The organism is Brevundimonas terrae (assembly GCF_011761985.1).
In the GTDB taxonomy this organism is placed as follows: domain Bacteria; phylum Pseudomonadota; class Alphaproteobacteria; order Caulobacterales; family Caulobacteraceae; genus Brevundimonas; species Brevundimonas terrae.
In genome coordinates, this window is record NZ_JAASQT010000004.1 from 158294 (window position 1) to 179065 (window position 20772).

The window sequence follows — 20772 nt, forward strand, 5'->3', positions numbered from 1 at the left end:
GTTCCTTCACGGCAAAAGTCTTAGGGCGACGCGATGCGCACGGGCCAAAGCGGCAGCGGTCTGGATCAGGACAGGTCCGCCGCAATACAGCAGCTTTTCTTCCAAAGTCGTCTGCACGATCCGGTCCGACAGACTGGCAAGGGCGGGATGACGCATCATGCGTTCGGACCATGTCCGCACGCTTGGGCTAAGGCTTCCGCTCAACAGAACTTCTGGCGGATTGGCCAGAATCTGCTCAACGGAAACATTGCCCCATTTGCCGATGCCATACCGTCCGGCGACATTCTCGAAACCGGCCAGTACCATCATCTCGTTCATCAGCGTGTCGTGTCCGGCCGCAAATCCATTGGGCTGATAAACAAGGGCTTTGAGACGACGCGGGTTGTCGGGCCGGGCCGTATTTATGGCCTCTTGGATGCGTGAAACCAGCGCCTCGCCGCGATGGACAAAGCCCGCCGCCGCCGCAACCTCACGCACCTGAGAAATACTTTCTTCAACGGTTGAGGGAACATCGAACAAGGCCATCGGGATGCCCAACCGTTCCAGCGCAGTGCGCGTGGCTCTGGCTCCGTGGCGGCTGCTCAGAACCAGATCGGGTCGGAGGGCAATAATCTCTTCGGCTGTGCCGTGGGTTTGCGGCAAGCGCATCGCCAAATCATAAATGGCTGACTGTCGGGCGATGCGAGAATAGTGGCTTAGAGCTGCGATCTGTTCCCTGTTGGCGACTTCGACCAGAATAGCGTCGAGGCAGGGGTTCAGCGATACAATGCGCCGTGGCCTGCTCTGTGCAGCCAGCGGCAACAGGGCCGGAAAGCCCAGCCCTCCGATCAAGCTGCGTCGTGACAAGCTCATTGGCGTGCCTCAAGGGCCTGTACCAATCGAGGCAGTGTTTCCGATGTGGGAACCCCGAAGCGCAAGGTATCGGGCGCATAGTCAAACGGTCGCGTCAGTATCCCTTGCTCACACAGATGCGAGAACCAGACGCGGGCATCATTGGATTGGACAAGTCGAAAAAGACTTGTTCCACCGACCGGCTTAAACCCTGCATTCTGCAAGGCTTTGTCCAGCTTTTCGGCATCCGTTTTTAGACGCAGGTTTGTGGCCTCGCGCCATGCTGCGTCTGTATAGGCGGCACGTCCCATGATCATCGCCTCGGCACTGACAGGCCAGTCACCGGTCAGGCCGCGCAGACGGGCTTTCAAAACGGGATTGGCCACCATAAAGCCCAGTCTGAGACCGGCCAGACCGTAGAATTTTCCGAATGAGCGCAGGACAATCAAGTGATCGATGTCTAACCCTGCGACAGAAGCCTCGGGCGAACACTCGATGAAGGATTCATCGACAATCAGCCATTGGCCCATACGGCTACGCTGACGCGCCAACTGCTCCAGTTCGTCCCTGCCGAACAGGCGACCATCAGGATTGTTCGGGTTAACAATGACCAGAACATCGGCGCGCGAGGCAAATATCTGGTCGACCCCATTAGCATTGGGGGCCATGGACGAGCCCCGCCATGACTCTCGGTGGGCGCCATAGGTGGGCTCGACAATATCGACGGTCACAGGACCGAGGATAAGGGGCAAAAGGCGTATGGCTGTTTCTGCGCCCGAGACAGCGCAAACCCGTTGTTCTGAAGTTTCAAAAACACTGGCTGCCACCGCTTCCAGTGCCAGCAACTCCAAAGGGTCGGGCAGGCGGTTCAACTGGTCTTCATCTGCCCGAAGCCCGCACCACGGGACAGGATTGATCCCTGTCGACAGGTCCAGCCACGGAAGTGGCGCATACGGATAGGCTTTGGCGGCGGCCATCAGGCCGCCACCATGCCGGATCGAAGCCTTGTGAGGCATCAATACGTTGTCCTTCATTCTGACCGAAATCAGAATTTGACGCGGACACCACCAAAGACACCGCGACCGGCGGTGCCATAGTCCTTGGCCGTTTGGTACTCTTCGTCGAACAGGTTTTCGACGCGACCATACAGTTCGACCTGATCGCTGACCGGATAGGCCAGACGCAGGTCGACCAGGGTGTAGTCATCCATCACGACGGTGTTGGCGTCGTTGTTGAACGTCTCGCCCGAATAGCGGACGGCGAGGCCGGTCTTGAAGCCGTTGGCCCAACGATAGTCGGCCATCAGGTTGCCCATGTGTTCAGGACGGCGCGACAGGTGCTTGCCTTTGTTGTCGCCCGAAGCCATCTGGGCGTCGGTCCAAGTGTAGTTGGCCGTGACCGACAGGGCATCCGTCAACTGGATCGCGGTGCTGAATTCGACACCTTTGGCCTCGGTTTTAAGGGCATTGGCATAATAGCCCCAGCGATCGACGCCATTCACTTTACACAGCGGATCGGTCGAACCGGTCGAGCAGCCGTTATAGCGGATCTCGTTGTCAGCCTCGCGGTTGAAGTAGGTGAGGGTGACGCTAGCGCGATCAAACAGCTTTTGCTGAACGCTGAGTTCCCATGCATCAAACTCTTCGGCGGCCAAGGTCAGGTTACCGTATTCGCTATACAGCTCGTACAGACCCGGAGCGCGGAAGCCCTGACCCCAGCTGGCGCGCAGCAGGGTATCGCCACCATTCGGGGTCCATGCCGCAGCGACCTGACCCAGCAGGTTGTCGCCGTATTGGGCATGGTCGTCATAACGCAGGCCACCCGTCAGGGTCAGACCCTCAATCGCCGTCCACTGGATTTGCGCATAGGCGCTATCCAGATCGGCATTGCCCTTCACATAAGCCGGATTAATCGACCAGTCCGATGGCGAACGGGTGCGCATTTCCGAACGCTCGCTCTCGATACCGAACGTCGTGTTCAGATTGTCGGAGAACGCGAACGTGCCTTGATATTCCCAGCGACGGTTTTCGCCCTTGGCATCAAAGGTCAGGGTCTGAAGCTTGTTGTCGGGGTTATAGTTGTCGCGGTCGGTCGTGGTCTGGGCGTAACCGATACGGTTTTGCAGACGACCTTCGAACAGTCCGAAATTCAGGCCGGCATAGGCGACCAGTTCACGGGTCTTGCTATATTCACGGCTATCTACGCCCCAGCCGTCAAAATCATTCTGGCCATCCGACCAGACGCTGCGCAGATCAAGCGAGACATCATCCGCCAGCTTCACATTCAAGCGGCCCGACAAGCTGGTATTGGTATAGCCGTCGTCTTCGGAGCCGAGTGCATAGGCCGAATAGCCGTCCGTATCATAACGGTTGGCCGCCAGACGCCAGCTTACGCGGTCATTGGCACCGCCAACGGCGCCGCGGAAATAGGTCGTGCCATGCGAACCCGCTTCGGCCGAGGCATTGCCTTCAAATGCCGAACTCGGCTCTGCGGTCACGATATTGACCACTCCGCCAATGGCTTGGCTGCCCCAAAGCGTGGATTGGGCACCGCGCAGAACTTCGATGCGCGAGGTGTCACCAACCAGCAGGTTGCCGAAGTTGAAGCCGCCTTGGGTGGAGGAGGGGTCGTTCAGCTTTACGCCGTCGATGATGACGACGGTGTGGTGGCTTTCTGCGCCACGGATGCTGACACCCGCAGAGGTTCCAACGCCGCCATTGCGGTTGTAGCTGACACCCGGTGTCTGCACGAGCAGTTCCGAAACAACTGGCGTCTGGGCGTTCTCGATAGCGGCGTGGGTCAGGATCGTGACCGAGGCACCAACGCGCTCAACGGGTTGGGCCGAACGGTTCGCGGTAACCACAACATCTGCCACCGCAGTCGCACCGGAACGGCCAGCCACATCGGGAAGCGAAGCTTGTTGATCAGCTTCGTAGGCAAAGGCAGGAGAAGCCGCGAGGAGGGCGGCAACAGCAATCTGTACAGTCGTAAGACGACGCATCTATGTATCCCATAGCAATGCAAACGCCGCCGCCTGCATAACCATGAGCCATGCAGAAACGACCGCGCAAGCGGGTTAAAGTCCATGGTCGTCACGCGAGTTTCCTCGACCACCCGGCACATCCCGACCGCGTGGAGAACGACGACGTCAGGCAGGTCTCCTGGCTTGCGGATCAATGCCGGTGCGCGTCGCCTTCCCAGCATCGAGGCCGTAGCCTTTTCGATGTCCAGTGGCGTATGACGCGCGGGCTAGCCGCTTACAGTTGCGGGAACAGCCGGAGTTTTTAACTCCGTTCCCTTTCAATCCCCGTTAGGGGAACCTGACGCAGGATTGCCACTAGGACGGCTTGTGGTTCAGGTCAACCGGAGACAAATCATGGGCCGAACTCTGGTTCTGGGCGGCGCACGCTCTGGCAAAAGCCGGTATGCCCAGATTTGCGCCGAAACCGCTGCCAATGCGAATGGCCAAACGCCTGTCATGATCGTCACGGCGCAAGCGTTTGATGACGAGATGCAGGAGCGCATCCAACGGCACCAAAATGATCGTGGAGGCCGTTGGCATGCGATCGAGGCACCGATGCAACTGGCTGATAGCTTGCGGGCGCAACCACGAGGAGCAATCGTGGTGGTGGATTGCCTGACGCTATGGCTGACGAACCAGATGCTGGCAGAGAATGATCTGGGCGTGGCAGTGTCTGAACTCGTGGACGCCGTTTTAAACTGTCAGGCCGCACACCTGTGGCTGGTCAGCAATGAGGTCGGCATGTCGCTCGTGCCCGAAAACGCTCTGGGGCGACGTTTCCGCGACGAAGCCGGACGACTGCATCAGCAACTAGCAGCCGTTTGTGATGAAACGTATCTGATCGCCGCAGGCATGAAGCTGAAGATGGAACCTTTTTAAGGCACTACGAACGACCCGACCTTGAGGGGAAGTTCCTGCGCCTGCGTATGAAAATACAGGGGGACGCATCCTCAAGGAGACACCAGTGAACCGTTTCAAAATAGCAACTCTGGCCGGCGCGGTGGCAGCCCTGTCGTTTCTGGCAGGACAAGCCCAAGCGCACGCCCGTCTAGTCGCCTCTACGCCAATGAGCGGTACCACGGTTGCAGCACCGCGCTCCATCAGCCTGACGTTCAGCGAGCGCGTGGTGCCTGCCTTTTCCAGCTTCGATGTGGCCAATGCTCAGGGAACCGTCATTCCGGTTCAGGCGCGCGTCTCCAAGGACGGCAAGACCTTGAGCGGTTCGCCGCGCACAGCCCTCACTGCCGGATCCTATACGGTGAACTGGCGCATCGCATCGCCCGACGGCCACCGCATGACGGGCTCTACAACCTTCATCGTGCGCTAAGGCATGCTGGATTTCTTGGTCGTCCTGCTCAGGCTGGGACAGTATCTCGGTGCCGTGCTCTTGCTTGGCGTTCCCATGTTCTTTGCCTTCAGGATGCCCAGCTCTGACTTGGCCGTTTCAAGATGGCCCCGAACTCTGCTGCTGCTGGCAGCCTTCCTGACAGCGCTGGCCTCCCTCGCGGGGCTATTCCTACAAACCGCCGTCATGGCAGGTTCGATAGCCGAGGCGCTGAAGCCAGCCTCACTGTTCTATATGGCGTTCGAGACCTCAATCGGCCGTGCCTTTGTCGTTAGAGCCGCTGCAACTGTCTTGTTCGGGATTCTGCTTCTGGCTTTGAGAACGGGGAGGGGCAGTTGGGCTGCGCTAACCGGCATAGGTCTTGTGGTTTGCAGTAGTCTCGCATGGACCGGCCATGGCGCGGCGACAGAAGGGCCCTTGGGCTTCATTCACCTAAGCGCGGACATTATTCACGCGGTTGCAGCCGCTATGTGGCTGGGCGCGCTCGCGGCACTCGGCACCTTACTTGCCGTGCCCTATGGAAATCCGGAACGGGACCGACTGACCCATGATGCGCTAGACGGGTTTTCCGGTATGGGCACACTGGCTGTCGGGCTTCTGGTTGTGACGGGGCTTGTGAACAGCGGGTTCCTTGTAGGGATCGACCGCTTGGGCAGTCTCGTGACCACGCCCTATGGTCTTCTTCTAAGCGCCAAACTCGTCATCTTTGCAGGCATGCTGGTTCTCGCGGCGTCCAATCGTTTTATACTGACGCCTCGCCTGAAACGCTCGCTTGAGGACGATAATCTGTTGCCGCGCGCGATCAGAGGTCTGCGGCTCAGTCTGGCTCTGGAAACCTTACTCGCTATCGTCCTGCTGGGACTTGTCGCCCTGATGGGAACCTTGGAACCTTCAGCGGCGATGATGTGAGCGCTTAATCTGTGCTGGTGGCATCTAAAAGGGTCTGGTCCGCTTGGCTGCGGATCAGACCCTTTTGATATCAGGAACCCAACGGGGTCGAGCCACGGAAGGTCATGAAGCGGGTAGGCTGACCTGCGCCAAAGGCCATAGCGTCATAGGCTTGCAGCGTAGCACCAAGGGCCTCCATGCCTGGCGATCCAAGCGGCATTCCAGCCACGGCAATACCCTTGGCCTTGGTGGATGACTTCAGGAAGGCCGAGACACCGGCCGCTGGCACATGGCCTTCGATGACACGCCCATCGATAATGGCCGTGTGGCAGCCCCACAGGTCTTCCGGTACGTCATGCATGATCTTTACCGGCGCAAGATCGTCTGTCGAAACGACCTTAATGGCATATCCGGCCTCGCGCATATGATCGACCCAGCCGCCGCAACAGCCGCAGGACTCGCTCTTGTAAACGGTCATCTCGGAGGCTTGAGATGAGGAAGGAATGCTATTCAGGGCAAAGGCCGCGCCGCCGATTAGGGCTATGGTTCCAGCCACAGCGGTGATTTTGAGTCTTTTCATCAATCATATTTCCCGAATGTCGAGCACCTGTACGACGATCCGGCATGGAACAGGTTTCCACCGTTGGAAGGTCAATGGGTAGCCATGCGGCGCAATGACGCGTCGAAACTGCATCTGCATCAATTGCTCAGACTGCACAGGTTCGGAAACTGTTGCAGCCATAAATATCTGAATTAAAATCAGAAATAATTAAATTTGAGAGGTGAGGCTGTTGCGCCCTACGACAGCGTTTCTGTTGCAAATCTGAAAGCACTCGGGCGGCTGCAGGGGCGCGATGGGCACGAAAACCCTAGACCTAGATAGGTTGTGGATAAACGCCAGAAGCGAAGGAAGCGAGCACGTCGGCTTGAGCTCGCTTCTCTCGTGGTTGTTTAAAGTCGGACGTCTGCTGTTCCGCCGCTATCAGGCGTATGTCCTGTGATGTTTGCCTTAACGATTTCAAATATGCGTCCCTCGGCACCGTCAAAGCGCAGCAAAGCCAAACGAGGGTCGTCTTTTCCCTCTGGATACCAAGCCGATAAAACTGGATTCCAATACTGGTCGATAATTGCCTGGTTTCGAAGGGCGACAGACAAGCGGCCCATGACACATGCCCAGACGTTTTGGTCTTTTGAGCCGTATGTGAACTGTGCGGACTGCCCCATTGCGACGTCTCTTGCCAACTCAGTGTCGTTACGCGTGAAGAACCAGATAGTGCCGATTTCCTCATCGCGGAATGCGGTCATCGGTTGAGCATGGTAGCCAGGGCGATCAAGTCCCAACATCCCTGTATTGCTGGATTTCAAGGCCTTCCAGAAGGCTTCCTGCGCTTCATTAGAGGTCAAAGGATCGGTCATCAAAGATCTCCGTTAAAAAGCCCACCCAAGGTCAATTCAACGATAGAAAAAGTTGGAAGTTCCGTAAGAAAGCTGAGCCTTAATTTCAATTTTTCTGATTTTACGCATTCGATTTCATTTCAAATATTGAAACAATTCTCTGATTATTTTTAAAGGCAGACCTTATAGGCGTGCGATCCTAGAAAACCTATTTATGGAACACAGGCTCTTGGCTCGGGTTTGGAGTGTGGGCGTTGCTGGTGAGCCATCGGCTTTGACTGTTCCTCTCAAGCAACACCCACATCCTGAATGTGGAGATGAGCCATGCCAAAGCGCGACACTTCCCCCAGTAACACCAATGCCCTGAATGCATTTGCGCCAGGGTCGGGTCATACGCCTTTTGATGAAGGCAGCGGCAATGCCGGAGAAACCCAACAGGTCGTCTCCAAGAACGGGGATCATAAGGATGGCCAAACCCATCTGACCGATAATTTCGGTCACCGAATTTCAGACAATCAAAACAGCTTGAGAGCCGGCGAGCGCGGTCCGACGCTGCTTGAAGATTTTGTTCTGCGCGAGAAAATCTTCCACTTTGATCACGAACGCATTCCCGAGCGCATCGTGCATGCCCGTGGCTCGGGTGCACATGGAATTTTCGAAGTGACGCAGGCCATCCCGCATCTGACAAAAGCGGCGTTGTTCCAACAGGCTGGAAATGAATGTCCTGTCTTTGTTCGCTTTTCTACAGTCGCAGGCGGGGCAGGATCGGTCGATACGCCGAGGGATGTGAGAGGGTTTGCCGTCAAGCTTTATACCGAGCAGGGCAATTGGGACCTCGTGGGTAACAACATTCCTGTATTCTTCATTCAGGACGCCATGAAGTTCCCCGACCTCGTCCACTCCGTAAAGATGGAGGCGGATCGAGGCTACCCGCAGGCCGCATCGGCACACGATACATTCTGGGATTTTATCAGCCTGATGCCCGAGAGCTTGCACACGGTCATGTGGGCCATGTCGGATCGCGGCATACCGCGCTCCCTAAGGATGATCGAAGGTTTTGGGGTCCATACTTTCCGAATGGTGAATGCGAAGGGCGAGGGCAAGTTCGTTAAATTCCATTGGAAGCCGGTGCTGGGTATTCAGAGCACAACATGGGATGAAGCCGTGAAACTGGCGGGGGCCGATCCCGATTTTCATCGTCGTGACCTGTTCGAAGCCATCGAGAATGGCGACTATCCGCAATGGGACCTTGGTATTCAGGTTTTCGACGAGGCTTGGGCAGCCAAGCAGGCCTATGATGTTCTCGATGCAACCAAACTGATCCCTGAGGAAGACATTCCTGTCGAGATCATTGGCCGTATGACCCTGAACCGCAATGTCGATAACTTCTTTGCGGAAACCGAGCAGGCGGCATTCCTTCCGTCCAACATCATTCCGGGTATCGATTTTACCAATGACCCGCTGCTGCAAGGGCGGTTGTTCTCGTATCTGGATACGCAAAAGTCACGTCTAGGGACGACCAACTTCCATCAGATACCCATTAATGCCCCGAAATGCCCGTTCCACAACTTCCAGCGCGACGGGATGATGCAGACGCAGGTGCCGGTTGGCCGCGCCAATTACGAGCCTAATTCACTGGGGGAGGCGGGCGAGACGACTGGTCCGCGTGCCTGTCCCGAAACTGGCTTTACGTCTTTTACAGCCAATGACGAACGCAATGACGGTTCAGAAAAGCTGCGGATCCGCGCCGAGGCCTTTGCAGATCACTATAGCCAGCCGCGCCTGTTCTATCGTTCTCAGACCGAAAACGAGCAGGCGCATATTTGCGCGGCCATTGTCTTCGAGTTGTCCAAGGTGACGTTGGAACATGTGCGCATTCGCCTATTGTCGCGTTTGCGCAATATCGACGAGAGCCTAGCCGAACGCGTGGCCAATGGTCTGGCGATGAAATTACCGCCCAAGGCCAAGGTGGCCAAGGAACCGGTGGACATGAAAGTCTCCGATGCCCTGTCGATCCAGAAACAGGCCCGCAAAACGTTCGAGGGTCGTAAGGTCGGCATTCTGTTTGCTGAAGGATCGGACAAGGCCGGTATCGACAAGCTGAAGGGCGAGATTGAAAAGGCGGGCGGCACCGTGTTTCTGGTGGCTCCGGAAATCGGTACCCTTAAGCTTAAAGGTGGAGAACTGTCTGCCGATGGCCAACTGGCGGGTTCACCCTCTGTGACGTTTGATGCCATCGCTTCGATTATTATGCCCGATGCGGCGGATAAACTGCTGAAAGATGCGGGCGCGATCCAGTGGTTTGCCGATGCCTATGCCCATTGCAAAACGATAGGTCACTGTAAGGGAACGCAGGTGCTTTTGGACAAGGCCAATGTCGAAAAGGATGAAGGGGTGGTTCCTTGGGAGGACATGGTCAAGGTTGGTCCCATTCGCCACTGGAAACGCGAGCCCAAGGTTCGCAATCTGCCATAAGGCGGAACCCAGAATGTAGATAGCGGGCGCATTCGGAGCCACAGAATGCGCCCTACTGGGGCGGTAACGGCGAAAAACTGCCTGGAGCAGGACGTGGTGCCTACATAACTGTGCGCTTACATCTCTGAATATAGGCCGCAACTAAAAAAATGCTCTCTGAACACGCGACATCTGGCCCAGAGAGCAGGCAGTCGTTACACATTTTTTGCTCGTTTGGACAGGCTTATGGTCTTCGGCTCGGGATCATAGAAGAAGCGGTTGTGGGCTTTAAAATGAGAAATTTTATGAAAGAGTTATACGGTTAAATGATCTGTTCTTGATGCCGGATCGTAAGAACAAAGCCGTATTTTGGCTTTGGTTTCGTCGTGTGGCTCAAGGAGATTCAGATGCGCCTTTCTTCCGTTTTTGCGATTGCAGCGGCTTTGTCTTTGTTTGCAACGAGCGCTTTGTCAGAAGGCATCTCGACACATGTTCTGGATTTGGCGCGCGGCGTGGGCGGAAAAGACGTTCCCGTTACCCTAGAGATCAAACAGGAGGATGGATCGTGGAAGCAACTGGCGCAGGCCAAAACGGATGAAAATGGGCGTGTGCGATCTTTCGGTGATGATGTTCATGCCGAGGCCGCCGTTTATAAACTGACCTTTGACATGTCGCAGTATCCAGCTGGGGGCAATGAACCCTTCTTTCCCGAAATCGACGTTGTATTTCGAGTGACCGATCCCATGACCCATTACCACGTGCCTGTAGTGGTGAGCCCCTATGGATACAGCACATATCGCGGTAACTAACCGCTATTACAGACGTAAAGAGCGTTCATTCGAAAAGATTTCCAACGAAAGCGCTCTTCGTCGCTGTGCGAAATTATGAGAATTTGCGCAGTAGGAGATATGTCCGGCTGCCAGTTTGGTAGACACCAAGATAAGCTCACTCAGGCTACCCAGTTTCCCGTTCAAAATCTATGTGGCTGAGGTAACCAAGGGCCGAGTAACGCTGAGTCGGGTTGTAAAAGCACTCGATATAGTCGAACACATCAGCCTTCGCTTGGGCTATCGATCGGTAGGGCTTTTTCCCGATCCGCTCGGTCTTAAGGGGTGAGAAGAAGTTTTCCATGGCGACATTATCCAAGCAGTTTCCAAACCGCTCATCGAACAAGTGATCCATTATCTGCCATGAGCCGCTAGAACTGCTCGCTGGTATATTGGCTGCCCTAATACGAGTGATGCAACCGTGCCGATCTTTTCATCATTTCGCGACCGCTGCGACGGCACGCGTGTCAGCCAGGCATGAAAACCGCTTAGCGAAGCACCGAGCGCAACGCATATCCATGCCACAGACGAGATACCAAGGTACTTCACGATAAATCTGAACTTCCTTCTCTGCATTCTCGCGCTTCGGTAGGTCAAAACAGCTTATCTCGGTGTCCATCAAACCGGCAGCAGGCCAGTTCTAATATGGGCTGTGGAAACCGAAACTGCCTTATGAGCATCCGTATGGCCGCATCAAGCGTATTATCTAGATAGCTTGGAGATCAATATGAACATCGCCATCACCTATGCCATCACGCTAGTGATTTTTGCTATCATTGATACCGTGTGGCTTGGTACAATGGCTGATCGAATCTATCGTCCGTTAATCGGCTCGATGCTTGCGGACAATTTTCGTCTGGTACCGGCGATGGTTTTCTACTGCATGTATGCAGGCGCGTTGACTGTGTTTGCTGTCATGCCCGGTCTGAATGCAGATGACTGGAAGAAGGCCCTCACCTGGGGGGCTTTGTTCGGATTGTTTGCCTATGCAACCTATGATCTGACCAATTTGGCGACGCTGAAAAGCTGGAGCACCAAGCTGGTCGTGATCGATATTGCATGGGGCGTTGTCGTCAGTGCCGCATCGTCGTCGCTGGCTTGTCTGATGGCGCTGAAACTTCTGAAGTAATACTCAGCGGGCCGGGGGGCGCAGAAAGAAGCGGCTGGTGCGGCGAGCATAGTTCGCAAAGGCTTCCGGCCGCGTGCGCTGCATGTGGGTTTCGACCAGCGGCACGCCCGAGACGTGGTTCAAGATCCAGTACATGTAGAGTGGTGCAATGAAGGCCAGCCATCCCCACGGCCAGTTTCCCGATAGATTAATGGCAAATAGTGGCCAAGCGCACCAGGTCAGCCATTCGAAGAAATAGTTTGGATGGCGCGACCAGCCCCATAGACCAACATCGCAAATCTGGTGACGCTCTGTGGTGGCGGCTTTGAAAGCCTTCAGTTGCTGGTCAGCCATGGTCTCCCCCGCAAAAGCGATGAAGAAAGCAGCAATAGCCAGATAGTCCAGCAGGCCGAGTCCTGAAGACGGATTGCGGGCTGCCAACAGGACCGCGAGTGCCAGAATGCTGGCAGCACCAGCCTGAAGCATCATAAAGCCGAACATCTTGGCGCGGTATGTATTTCCCCATTCGTCGCGCAATCTGGCATAGCGGGCATCTTCCTGCTCACCAGCCGCGCGTTTGGCGATATGGGTGCCCAGACGGATGCCCCATATGCCGATCAAAAGAGCGACAACCAGCTGTCGTGCAGACCAGCCGTCAGGCCCGACAGGAAAAAGACTGATGCCGACACCGGCTACACCCAGTCCATAGGACCAGAACACATCGGCCCAGCCGCCTTGGCCTGTGCGCATCTGGACGATCCAGGCCGTGCCCATCACCAAAGCGAGAAAGACAACAGCACCGCCCCAGATGGCAATAAGGCTTATCACAGGCGCACAAAGGGCTGGATCAGCCGCCCGACCCAGCCGTCGATTTTGATCTGACCGTCTAGGGCTACAACACACAGGCAAGGTTCGTCGGAGATCACACGTGGCTGGTGCAGGACGTCGCCGTCGGCTTCTTCTAGATCGCCGACATCGAAACGCTCTGTCTCGGTCGCATAGGCCCCAGAAAGGACGCAGGTCAGCTCCACCCCCCCGTGAGTGTGTTTGGGCGTCTCGCAGCCAGGGTTGATTTTGAGAAGAATGACACGCGTATCGCCATCACGCGGGGCATGGACGTCACGCACGCGGATACCGGGGCCGACCCAGCGCCATGGACCCAGAGCGTAACGGCGCAAAGGTTCGGGCAGTTCGCTCATCTCGTTGAGTGGTGGTTGCTGTTCGACCTCGCTGGCGCAGGCATCCAGCATGGACAAGGTGCGCGTCAGAGCCTGATCCGACATCGCCGCAGGCGCGGCAGTGTCCAGTAGTTCGCCGCCGATGGCCTGTAATTGGCGTACCCAGATGTCATGGGCCGGGCGCAGCGCCAGATGCGTAGAGACAACAAGGGCTTCCGGTGCGCTGATTGTACCGTTGGCATAGGAAGCCAGTAATTCTTCGGAAATCATACGGGTCGGGGCCATTATAAAACGTCCCTCTCTGGTTCAAGCATCTGTCGAAGTTTGGCCATGGCATTGCGTATTCTGGATTTTACTGTTCCGAGGGGCAGGTCGAGCTGGCTTGCGATTTCGGAATGTGGGCGGCCAAAGAAAAAGGCCATTTGCAACAGTTCGATCTGATGGGGATTCAGTTTGGCCAGCGCCATACGAACCCTGTGTGCATCTTGTGAACTGGCCAGCAGATCATCCGGACGCGGCACCTCTTCCATATCGAAAGTGATTTCCGGAACGGGGAGGGGGCGAGAGTCCCGGCGGAACTTGTCCAGTCGCTTGTTGCGCGCAATCGTGAAAATCCACGTGGCAGCCTTGGCCTTGAGCGGATCAAACAGGTCTGCCTTGCGCCAGACAGTCATCATTGTCTCCTGAGCGAAATCTTCGGCATCGATTTCACTGGCACCGGATCGCATCAGCCAGGCTTTCAGCCGCGGAGCGAAGTGGTCAAACAATCGTGCGAAGGCCTCGCGATCCCTGTGCAGGGCGACCGCTACAATAAGCTGTTCGTGACGGGTTGTGTCACAGAGCGGGTCGTCTGCTGACATACAGCGAGTAGCCTTTGCAGAAACAGGGATTTGCGCGACATCTGTATGCATAGACCCTGATACGCACACTTAAAATGTTTGGATCACTTCGCATCCACCAAGATGGCTGACGCGTATGACAAAAACGAACTGCCTATGACGGCGGTGTTCTGGAGTTGTCATGCCGCCTTTGTCCAATCGTCAATCCGACAAGATGTTGAATATTGCTGTTGTGGGCTCGGGTATTTCAGCCCTTTCGGCGGCCTGGCTGTTGTCGCAGCGCCATTCGGTAACCCTTTATGAAAAGGCCGATCGACTGGGCGGACATTCCAACACGATCACGGCATCACTGGCGACGGGCAAGGTTGCGGTCGATACCGGCTTTATCTGCTATAACGATGCGACCTATCCCAATCTAATCGCCCTGTTCGATCATCTGGATGTTCCCAGCTGCGAGACGGATATGTCCTTTGCCGTGTCGCGTGACGGCGGGCGTTTCGAATATGCGGCACCGGGCCTTTTCGCTCAGAAACGCAATATCTTGCAGCCGAAATTTTGGTCGATGTTGCTCGAGATTGTTCGTTTCTATCGCAAGGCCCCGAGCGATCTTGGGGCCTTGGCGGGGACCGACATTTCCCTTGGCGAGTATCTGCTGAGAGAAGATTATAGTGCGAGCTTTCGCGACGATCATCTTTTGCCCATGGCGGCAGCGATCTGGTCGTCTCCGACCGAAACCCTGATGGATTATCCGGCGGAAGCCTTCATCCGTTTCTGTATCAACCACGGGCTTTTGAAACTGTCTGACCGGCCTATGTGGAGAACGGTTGAGGGGGGCAGCCGCGTCTATGTGGAACGACTTGCGCGTAGTGTATCGCGTATTCTGCTCAACCGTGGCGTCAGCCGTGTCACGCGCACCGACAATGGCGTGGAGGTTCACGACAGTGAAGGCGGGGTCGAAACCTATGACCATGTGGTCATAGGCACCCATGCCAATCAGGCCCTTCAAATGCTGGAGGCGCCATCTACGGCCGAGCGTCAGCTGTTGGGAGCCTTCAAATACAGCCATAATCTGACGGTTCTTCATACCGATACGAACCTGATGCCGCGTCGCCGTAAGGCGTGGGCCAGTTGGAACTATATTGGCACCCAAGGCGGGCTGTGTGTCTCCTACTGGATGAACAAATTGCAGGGCCTGCAGGGTCAGGATGTGTTTGTAACCCTCAACCCTGCACATGCGCCCAGACCGGGGACGCTGCTTTACAGCGAAATCTATGAGCATCCGATCTTTGATGCTGCCGCTATTGCAGCCCAGAAAAAGCTCTGGAGCCTTCAGGGACAGGGCGGGGTTTGGTTTTGTGGGGCCCACTTTGGTGCAGGCTTTCACGAGGATGGACTACAGTCCGGTCTGGCGGTCGCCGAGCAGTTGGGCGGCGTGCGCCGTCCATGGTCTGTAGAGAACGAAAGTGGCCGTATCCACGTTTCCTCGCCGAAGGATCAAGCCCTGGAGCAGACAGTGTGAGCACCGCTTCGGCACTCTATTTCGGCAAGGTCATACACAGGCGTTTCCGTCCCAAGGCACATTATCTGTCCTATCGGGTGTTCTGGCTTTTTCTTGATCTGGAAGAGGTGGACCGGCTGGCCAAACAGTTGAGATTTTTCTCGGTTGGCAGGTTTAACCTTGTCTCGTTTCATCCGCGCGATCATGGCGATGGATCGGATACGTCCCTGCGCCAACAGATCACGCGCTATATGGAACGTGCAGGCATCGATCTGGGGCAGGGCGCGGTTCGGTTGCTGACCATGCCGCGTCTATTGGGATATGTCTTCAATCCGATCAGTATCTATTATTGCCACCATACAGATGGACGACTTTTGGCGCTGGTCTATGAGGTCACCAGCACCTTCAAGATCCGGCATAGTTACGTCATTCCGGTGAGCCAAGCAGACAGTGAGCAAGGGCGGTTTGTTCAGTCCGCGGCCAAGGCGCTCTATGTCTCACCTTTCATGGACATGGAGATGGACTACAAATTCCGGGGTCATGTGCCGTCGGACATTCTCGACGTCATGATCGATGGTCATGATGTCCAGGGAAAGCTGATCCATGCCGCCATTACAGCTCATAAACGTCCTCTCACAGACAGTTCTCTTCTGCGTGCAATAGCCGGTTTCCCGCTGATGACGATGAAGGTCGTCATGGCCATTTATTGGGAGGCTCTGAAGCTTTGGCTCAAGCGGGTACCGCTGACCCGTCAGCCCTTGCCGGCGGCTGAACAGGTCACCCTTCAAACCCAACCACGGGAGAGCCGTCTTGGTTGGTGATCTCGTGCGTCCCGTTATTTTCTGGTTTCGCCGCGATCTCAGACTTGCAGAAAATCCGGCCCTCACAGCGGCCGTGGCGACAGGAAGGCCAGTGTTGCCGGTCTATATTTTGGACGATGACGGCGACGGGCACCCGCATGGTGCCGCTTCGCTGTGGTGGCTGGACAAGTCCTTGCGTACGCTTGACGCAGACCTACGCCAATGCGGTGGTCGGCTCATACTGAGACGTGGAAATAGTAAGGCTGAACTTCTGCGCTTAATCGAGCAGACGCGAAGTGCTCATGTCTTTATGAACCGCCGGTTCGAACCGGAAGCCTTCGCCCGCGACGCAGACCTTGCCCATACTTTGAAAGCTGTTGGCGTCGAATGTCATGGGTTTAATGCAAGCCTGCTGGCCAAACCGGGCACAGTTCTAAGCGGCGCAGGAAAGCCGTATCGGGTTTTCACCCCTTTCATGAAGGCGCTGCTTCAGACCTTGCCGGAGCGCCCTGCGACGCCTGCCCCCGACACGGTGATCGTACCGGCGGGACCTGACAGCGACGACATCGACGCATGGGCGCTGCATCCCTCGTCACCCGATTGGTCCCAAGGCTTTGACTGGACGCCGGGAGAGGCAGGAGCCACGGCAGTCTTGTCCGTATTTATAAAAAATGCGCTGGGGGATTACGCTGTTGGGCGTGACATTCCTGGCCGTCGCAGCACTTCGCGCCTGTCGCCGCACCTGCATTTTGGCGAGATCAGTCCGCGCAGCCTTGTGTGGGCCGTTCGCGCCTCTGCGTCTCAAGGGCATGTCGCCCCAGCACAGGCCGACAAGTTCATTGCCGAGATTGTTTGGCGCGAGTTCTCGGCTCACCTGCTTCACCAGTTTCCCTTTATGTCCGAGCGGGCCTTCCGGCCCGAGTTCGACGCCATGCCTTGGCGACGTGATCCCGAGGGGCTGACGGCGTGGAAAAGCGGGATGACCGGCTATCCCCTGGTCGATGCGGGGATGCGGGAGTTGTGGGCAACCGGTTGGATGCACAACCGTGTGCGGATGGTGGTTGCCTCCTTTCTGGTCAAGCATCTGTTTATTGACTGGCGCGAGGGCGAGGCCTGGTTCTGGGACACGCTGGTGGATGCGGACTTGGCCAGCAATGTCCAGAACTGGCAGTGGGTCGCAGGGTCCGGTGCCGACGCTGCACCCTATTTCCGTATCTTCAACCCTGTCACACAGGGAGAAAAATTCGATCCCGCTGGACATTATGTACGTCGCTGGATTCCGGAATTACGAGCCTTGCCGGATCGTTGGCTGCATGCGCCCTGGACGGCTCCCGGCACCGTTCTTTCAGAGGCCGGCGTAAAACTGGGATATACTTACCCGCGACCGATCGTCGATCACAGCCAAGCACGCGCAAGAGCATTAGAGGCACTGAAAGTCGTCTCTTCGCGTTCAAGGGATGGAGAGCAGAATGGTGTGTTTATGCGCGAGGGGATTGTGAGGCCATGACCACGACCTATTACGATGAACAAAAGCGGGTAGCTTCTTCGCCCGTTCTCAATCTGTTGTTGCGCCTGTTGTCCTCGAACTGGACGTGGGGCCACCTCACCATTTGTCTGCCTGATGGTACGGTCCACCAGCTAGAGGGTCGTGTAGAAGGCCATGCGGCTGTCCTGCGCATTCGCGACGCACGTTTTGCCCGTCGCGTGCTGAAAAGCGGGGATATCGGCTTTGCAGAGGGTTACATAGAAGGGGAGTGGGACAGCCCTAACCTGCCGGTTTTGCTGGAGACTTTGGTCAATAATTATGACCACATTCGGCGCCTTTTTGACGGCAATGTCTTGATGCAGGCCTTCAACTGGTTGGTCCACCGTTTCAATCGCAATAGCCGCAGTGGATCGCGTCGCAACATCCATGCCCATTATGATCTGGGCAATGAATTCTACAGCGCCTGGCTGGATAGTTCGATGACCTATTCATCGGCTCGTTATAGCCGCGAGGGGCTGTCGCTTCAGGACGCACAGAAAGAAAAATACGCCTCTCTGGCTCGGGTGATGGATCTCAATGCCGGTCAGACAGTGCTGGAAATCGGCTGCGGTTGGGGAGGTTTTGCCGAATATGCTGCACGCGAAGTGGGCGCAAAGGTTACAGGCATCACCATCTCGCAAGAGCAGTATGATTTTGCGCGCCGCCGTATTTTTGAAGCCGGATTATCAGAGCGGGCCGACATTCAGTTGATCGACTATCGCGATGTCGATGGGCGCTTTGATCGCGTGGCCTCTATCGAGATGTTCGAGGCGGTCGGTCGGGAGTACTGGCCGGTCTATTTCCAGAAAATACATCAGGTTCTAAAACCTGAGGGACGTGCCGGATTGCAGATCATCACCATTCAAGATGATCTGTTCGAAGACTATCAGGCACGTACAGATTTTATCCAGAAATATGTCTTCCCCGGCGGCACGTTACCTTCCGAGCACGTCTTGGCTAGCGTAATTCAACAGTCAGGGTTTCACCAGGACGAGGTCCTGCGTTTTGGACGTGATTATGCCGACACGCTTTCAGAGTGGAGCAAACGTTTTGAAAGCTCATGGCGCATGATCGAAGCCAGCAACCCGAAATTCGATCAACGTTTTAGGCGCTTGTGGTTGTTCTATCTCGCCTATTGCGAGGCGGGTTTTCGTTCCGCCCGAACAGACGTCATCCAGGTCGGATTAAGTGCCAGATAGCAGATCTTCTCATGAAGAATAGCCGGGCGCTTTCGAGGCTTACGATGATCCACTTTTCCGCTGCCTGCGTAAATTATGCAAAGCGGGAGAGACGGGATGATTTGCAAGGCCATCAAACTTGTAACGGCGCTGGGGTGTGTGACTGCGCTGGCAGCTTGCGCGACTGCAGAAGTCTACCCCGGCTCTGGTTTTCTCTCGAGCTATGAGGGACTGGAAGAACGCACCGATGTGGTGAGAGCCTCTGTTCTACAGCGGCGGGACGAGGCGTTGGTTTCTTCTATCGAGCGGGTCTGGGTGGCTCCCGCAGAGATATTTGGTGAAGTTGATCGTACGCTCTCAGAAGAAGAGCGTCGTATGGTTCTCACAGAAGTGGACCGTCAGCTCTGTTACGAATTGAGCGAGCGCTTTGAAATTGCTGAGCAGCGTGACGCTCATTCTGCCCTTGTTCGGGTAGGCGTGACCCGCATGGAGTCCACGGATCAGGCGGGGTCTGTTGTCGCGGCAACGGCAAATTTCTTTATCCCCGGTCCGATTAAAGTGAGGGCACCAATAGGTCTCGGTGGTCTTGGAGCCGAAGCAGAATTGTTGATGCCAGACGGCGTACAGGCAGCGGCGATAGTTTGGCGTCGTGATGCAATGGCGGTCGGAACGGACAAGCCCTCACTGTCAAGGATCGGTGACGCTCACCAGCTCGCAGAACCCTTGGGGGATATGGTAGCTGAAGCTTTTTCTTCCGAAGTTCGTGATGACCATGAAAATGTTTCTAACGCCCCCTGCAAACGTTTTGGCCCGCGCATACGCCCAGAAGGGTTTATTATAGGAATAACAACAGGACTCTATCAGCCTGAATTAAGTGGAGGTAAAACTGACAGCGACCCGGAGTGATTTAAATTCGTATTTAGATCAGATTGTAATTGGATAATAATGTTTATGTAAAAATATGAATGTCACAATTAGGTGCATCTGTATTCATCTGTACTTCCTAGTAGTTATGGATATGCGCCCCCTGAGCCAGCCGAAGCTAGCCCAGAGGGCAGGGATGATCACCAAGCCTTGTGCTTCGCAGCGCCCGCCTCGACCGCCTTCAGGAGGGTGTCATTGGCAAGGTGGCTATAGCGTTGTGCGGATTGGACACTTGAGTGGCCCAGCACCTTGTCGACTGCGAACAGATCTACCCCACTGTTGACCATGAAGGACGCCGCCGAGTGGCGGAGATCGTGTGTACTTACTGATGTAATTGTCGTTGAAGTACGATTGACGATTATTCGTTTTATCGTTGTGTAATATATGGATATTAATTAATATTCGAAAATCCAGTTAAATAATAATATCTTTTTTGAATTGTATGAGGTATAAACGTTTTGTCGAACATCTCTGCGCAACGCTCTTTCTTTTATGCTGTGCATTGAGATCTTCCGTTTCCCTAGACCCCGACGGCCTCTGAATTTTTTGGATGGTCTTATTTTTTACGGAGGTCATGGAAATGGCTACTGGTATTGTTAAGTGGTATAACTCCACTAAAGGTTTTGGTTTTATCGCTCCCGATCAGGGTGGTGGCGATGTGTTTGTCCACGCCTCGGCTATCGAGCGTGCTGGCATGCATAGCCTCGATGAAGGTCAAGCTTTGTCGTATGAACTTGAGCGTGATCAGCGCTCGGGCAAGACTTCGGCTGGGCAGCTACAAGTAGCCTAACTGAATGATTGTTAGGTCATAGAAGTACGTTCCGTGCCGGTGTGTTCTTAAAATGATCAAACTTAGAAGCCCTGCTGTAAAAAGCAGGGCTTTTTTATTTATAAATTTAATATCAAGTATTTGATGCCAATTGCATACGATTATGTGCAATGGATTATTAATTCAAACAA

21 protein-coding genes, 1 pseudogene and 1 riboswitch are annotated in these 20772 nt (G+C 55.4%); of the genes and pseudogenes, 12 read left to right on the plus strand and 10 right to left on the minus strand.

All coding sequences use genetic code 11. The features are described from left to right. Positions 1-6 precede the first annotated feature (6 nt). Genes FHS64_RS11035 through FHS64_RS11045 form a run of 3 tightly spaced genes read right to left on the minus strand, consistent with a single transcriptional unit; the run spans position 7 to position 3832 of the window. Positions 7-852 carry an ABC transporter substrate-binding protein gene (locus FHS64_RS11035; RefSeq protein ID WP_167178260.1) on the minus strand — a complete coding sequence of 282 codons (846 nt, stop codon included), beginning with the start codon at positions 850-852 and terminating at the stop codon, positions 7-9. Continuing rightward, a complete protein-coding gene (gene cobD / locus FHS64_RS11040) occupies positions 849-1847 on the minus strand; it encodes a threonine-phosphate decarboxylase CobD (protein WP_167178261.1) in 999 nt (332 codons plus the stop codon). The genes FHS64_RS11035 and cobD overlap by 4 nt, the downstream gene beginning before the upstream one ends. A 29-nt stretch (positions 1848-1876) precedes the next feature. Next, positions 1877-3832, minus strand: coding sequence for a TonB-dependent receptor (locus FHS64_RS11045; protein ID WP_167178262.1), 1956 nt, complete (start codon positions 3830-3832; stop codon positions 1877-1879). Positions 3833-3965: 133 nt separating this feature from the next. Continuing rightward, positions 3966-4170: riboswitch (cobalamin riboswitch) on the minus strand. A gap of 37 nt (positions 4171-4207) precedes the next feature. On the opposite strand from FHS64_RS11045, the gene cobU reads away from it, so the two are divergent. The 3 genes from cobU to copD all read left to right on the plus strand — a co-directional run bounded on the left by cobU (position 4208) and on the right by copD (position 6107). Beyond that, positions 4208-4732 (plus strand): bifunctional adenosylcobinamide kinase/adenosylcobinamide-phosphate guanylyltransferase, encoded by a 525-nt coding sequence (cobU, locus tag FHS64_RS11050; protein WP_167178263.1) that lies wholly within the window; start codon positions 4208-4210, stop codon positions 4730-4732. Between the two features lie 85 nt (positions 4733-4817). After that, the gene (gene copC / locus FHS64_RS11055) at positions 4818-5180 is read left to right on the plus strand and encodes a copper homeostasis periplasmic binding protein CopC (RefSeq protein ID WP_167178264.1); all 363 of its coding nucleotides are present in this window, start codon (positions 4818-4820) and stop codon (positions 5178-5180) included. A gap of 3 nt (positions 5181-5183) precedes the next feature. Then, positions 5184-6107, plus strand: a complete 924-nt coding sequence (copD, locus tag FHS64_RS11060) for a copper homeostasis membrane protein CopD (RefSeq protein WP_167178265.1) — start codon at positions 5184-5186, stop codon at positions 6105-6107. A 70-nt stretch (positions 6108-6177) separates the two neighbouring features. Here copD and FHS64_RS11065 read toward each other — a convergent pair whose 3' ends face one another. Both FHS64_RS11065 and FHS64_RS11070 read right to left on the minus strand, forming a co-directional pair. Continuing rightward, a complete protein-coding gene (locus FHS64_RS11065) occupies positions 6178-6666 on the minus strand; it encodes a DUF411 domain-containing protein (RefSeq protein ID WP_167178266.1) in 489 nt (162 codons plus the stop codon). A 371-nt stretch (positions 6667-7037) separates the two neighbouring features. Next, positions 7038-7502 (minus strand): pyridoxamine 5'-phosphate oxidase family protein, encoded by a 465-nt coding sequence (locus FHS64_RS11070; protein WP_167178267.1) that lies wholly within the window; start codon positions 7500-7502, stop codon positions 7038-7040. A gap of 303 nt (positions 7503-7805) precedes the next feature. On the opposite strand from FHS64_RS11070, the gene FHS64_RS11075 reads away from it, so the two are divergent. Both FHS64_RS11075 and uraH read left to right on the plus strand, forming a co-directional pair. Further along, entirely contained in the window at positions 7806-9956 is a 2151-nt protein-coding gene (locus FHS64_RS11075; RefSeq protein ID WP_167178268.1) for a catalase, read from the plus strand. Positions 9957-10342: 386 nt separating this feature from the next. Continuing rightward, positions 10343-10744 carry a hydroxyisourate hydrolase gene (gene uraH, locus FHS64_RS11080; RefSeq protein ID WP_167178269.1) on the plus strand — a complete coding sequence of 134 codons (402 nt, stop codon included), beginning with the start codon at positions 10343-10345 and terminating at the stop codon, positions 10742-10744. Positions 10745-10889: 145 nt separating this feature from the next. Here the strand turns inward: uraH and FHS64_RS14290 are convergent. Further along, positions 10890-11163 (minus strand): annotated as a pseudogene (locus FHS64_RS14290) (IS3 family transposase); the annotation flags it as partial. 326 nt (positions 11164-11489) lie between these two features. On the opposite strand from FHS64_RS14290, the gene FHS64_RS11090 reads away from it, so the two are divergent. Next, a complete protein-coding gene (locus tag FHS64_RS11090; RefSeq protein ID WP_167178271.1) occupies positions 11490-11891 on the plus strand; it encodes a DUF2177 family protein in 402 nt (133 codons plus the stop codon). Between the two features lie 3 nt (positions 11892-11894). Here the strand turns inward: FHS64_RS11090 and FHS64_RS11095 are convergent, their stop codons facing one another. The 3 genes from FHS64_RS11095 to FHS64_RS11105 are packed head-to-tail and all read right to left on the minus strand — an operon-like array spanning position 11895 to position 13908. Beyond that, entirely contained in the window at positions 11895-12698 is an 804-nt protein-coding gene (locus FHS64_RS11095; RefSeq protein ID WP_341771148.1) for a DUF1295 domain-containing protein, read from the minus strand. Next, on the minus strand, positions 12695-13333 hold the full coding sequence (chrR, locus tag FHS64_RS11100; protein ID WP_167178272.1) for a cadmium/peroxide/UV radiation responsive anti-sigma factor ChrR: 639 nt from the start codon (positions 13331-13333) through the stop codon (positions 12695-12697). Before chrR ends, FHS64_RS11095 begins: the two co-directional genes overlap by 4 nt. Further along, positions 13333-13908, minus strand: coding sequence for a sigma-70 family RNA polymerase sigma factor (locus tag FHS64_RS11105; protein WP_167178273.1), 576 nt, complete (start codon positions 13906-13908; stop codon positions 13333-13335). Before FHS64_RS11105 ends, chrR begins: the two co-directional genes overlap by 1 nt. Before the next feature lie 160 nt (positions 13909-14068). Between FHS64_RS11105 and FHS64_RS11110 the strand changes: the two genes are divergently transcribed. The 5 genes from FHS64_RS11110 to FHS64_RS11130 all read left to right on the plus strand — a co-directional run bounded on the left by FHS64_RS11110 (position 14069) and on the right by FHS64_RS11130 (position 19794). Beyond that, on the plus strand, positions 14069-15406 hold the full coding sequence (locus FHS64_RS11110; RefSeq protein ID WP_167178274.1) for an NAD(P)/FAD-dependent oxidoreductase: 1338 nt from the start codon (positions 14069-14071) through the stop codon (positions 15404-15406). Continuing rightward, on the plus strand, positions 15403-16206 hold the full coding sequence (locus tag FHS64_RS11115; protein ID WP_341771149.1) for a DUF1365 domain-containing protein: 804 nt from the start codon (positions 15403-15405) through the stop codon (positions 16204-16206). The genes FHS64_RS11110 and FHS64_RS11115 overlap by 4 nt, the downstream gene beginning before the upstream one ends. Then, on the plus strand, positions 16196-17692 hold the full coding sequence (locus tag FHS64_RS11120) for a cryptochrome/photolyase family protein (RefSeq protein WP_167178276.1): 1497 nt from the start codon (positions 16196-16198) through the stop codon (positions 17690-17692). The genes FHS64_RS11115 and FHS64_RS11120 overlap by 11 nt, the downstream gene beginning before the upstream one ends. Further along, the gene (locus FHS64_RS11125; RefSeq protein WP_167178277.1) at positions 17689-18909 is read left to right on the plus strand and encodes an SAM-dependent methyltransferase; all 1221 of its coding nucleotides are present in this window, start codon (positions 17689-17691) and stop codon (positions 18907-18909) included. Before FHS64_RS11120 ends, FHS64_RS11125 begins: the two co-directional genes overlap by 4 nt. A 96-nt stretch (positions 18910-19005) precedes the next feature. Then, positions 19006-19794 (plus strand): DUF3313 family protein, encoded by a 789-nt coding sequence (locus FHS64_RS11130; RefSeq protein WP_167178278.1) that lies wholly within the window; start codon positions 19006-19008, stop codon positions 19792-19794. Positions 19795-19952: 158 nt separating this feature from the next. Here FHS64_RS11130 and FHS64_RS14405 read toward each other — a convergent pair whose 3' ends face one another. Then, positions 19953-20204, minus strand: coding sequence for a tyrosine-type recombinase/integrase (locus FHS64_RS14405; RefSeq protein ID WP_167178317.1), 252 nt, complete (start codon positions 20202-20204; stop codon positions 19953-19955). A 188-nt stretch (positions 20205-20392) separates the two neighbouring features. Here FHS64_RS14405 and FHS64_RS11140 point away from each other — a divergent pair, with 188 nt between their 5' ends. After that, positions 20393-20602 carry a cold-shock protein gene (locus FHS64_RS11140; RefSeq protein WP_167178319.1) on the plus strand — a complete coding sequence of 70 codons (210 nt, stop codon included), beginning with the start codon at positions 20393-20395 and terminating at the stop codon, positions 20600-20602. The last annotated feature ends 170 nt before the right edge of the window (positions 20603-20772 follow it).

Bases quoted from the DNA above. Each gene is read 5' to 3' on its own strand.
- FHS64_RS11035 (WP_167178260.1), bottom strand. From the start codon at position 852: ATGAGCTTGTCACGACGCAGCTTGATCGGAGGGCTGGGCTTTCCGGCC.
- cobD (WP_167178261.1), bottom strand. From the start codon at position 1,847: ATGCCTCACAAGGCTTCGATCCGGCATGGTGGCGGCCTGATGGCCGCC.
- FHS64_RS11045 (WP_167178262.1), bottom strand. From the start codon at position 3,832: ATGCGTCGTCTTACGACTGTACAGATTGCTGTTGCCGCCCTCCTCGCG.
- cobU (WP_167178263.1), top strand. From the start codon at position 4,208: ATGGGCCGAACTCTGGTTCTGGGCGGCGCACGCTCTGGCAAAAGCCGG.
- copD (WP_167178265.1), top strand. From the start codon at position 5,184: ATGCTGGATTTCTTGGTCGTCCTGCTCAGGCTGGGACAGTATCTCGGT.
- FHS64_RS11065 (WP_167178266.1), bottom strand. From the start codon at position 6,666: ATGAAAAGACTCAAAATCACCGCTGTGGCTGGAACCATAGCCCTAATC.
- FHS64_RS11070 (WP_167178267.1), bottom strand. From the start codon at position 7,502: ATGACCGATCCTTTGACCTCTAATGAAGCGCAGGAAGCCTTCTGGAAG.
- FHS64_RS11075 (WP_167178268.1), top strand. From the start codon at position 7,806: ATGCCAAAGCGCGACACTTCCCCCAGTAACACCAATGCCCTGAATGCA.
- uraH (WP_167178269.1), top strand. From the start codon at position 10,343: ATGCGCCTTTCTTCCGTTTTTGCGATTGCAGCGGCTTTGTCTTTGTTT.
- FHS64_RS11090 (WP_167178271.1), top strand. From the start codon at position 11,490: ATGAACATCGCCATCACCTATGCCATCACGCTAGTGATTTTTGCTATC.
- chrR (WP_167178272.1), bottom strand. From the start codon at position 13,333: ATGGCCCCGACCCGTATGATTTCCGAAGAATTACTGGCTTCCTATGCC.
- FHS64_RS11105 (WP_167178273.1), bottom strand. From the start codon at position 13,908: ATGTCAGCAGACGACCCGCTCTGTGACACAACCCGTCACGAACAGCTT.
- FHS64_RS11110 (WP_167178274.1), top strand. From the start codon at position 14,069: ATGCCGCCTTTGTCCAATCGTCAATCCGACAAGATGTTGAATATTGCT.
- FHS64_RS11125 (WP_167178277.1), top strand. From the start codon at position 17,689: ATGACCACGACCTATTACGATGAACAAAAGCGGGTAGCTTCTTCGCCC.
- FHS64_RS11130 (WP_167178278.1), top strand. From the start codon at position 19,006: ATGATTTGCAAGGCCATCAAACTTGTAACGGCGCTGGGGTGTGTGACT.
- FHS64_RS11140 (WP_167178319.1), top strand. From the start codon at position 20,393: ATGGCTACTGGTATTGTTAAGTGGTATAACTCCACTAAAGGTTTTGGT.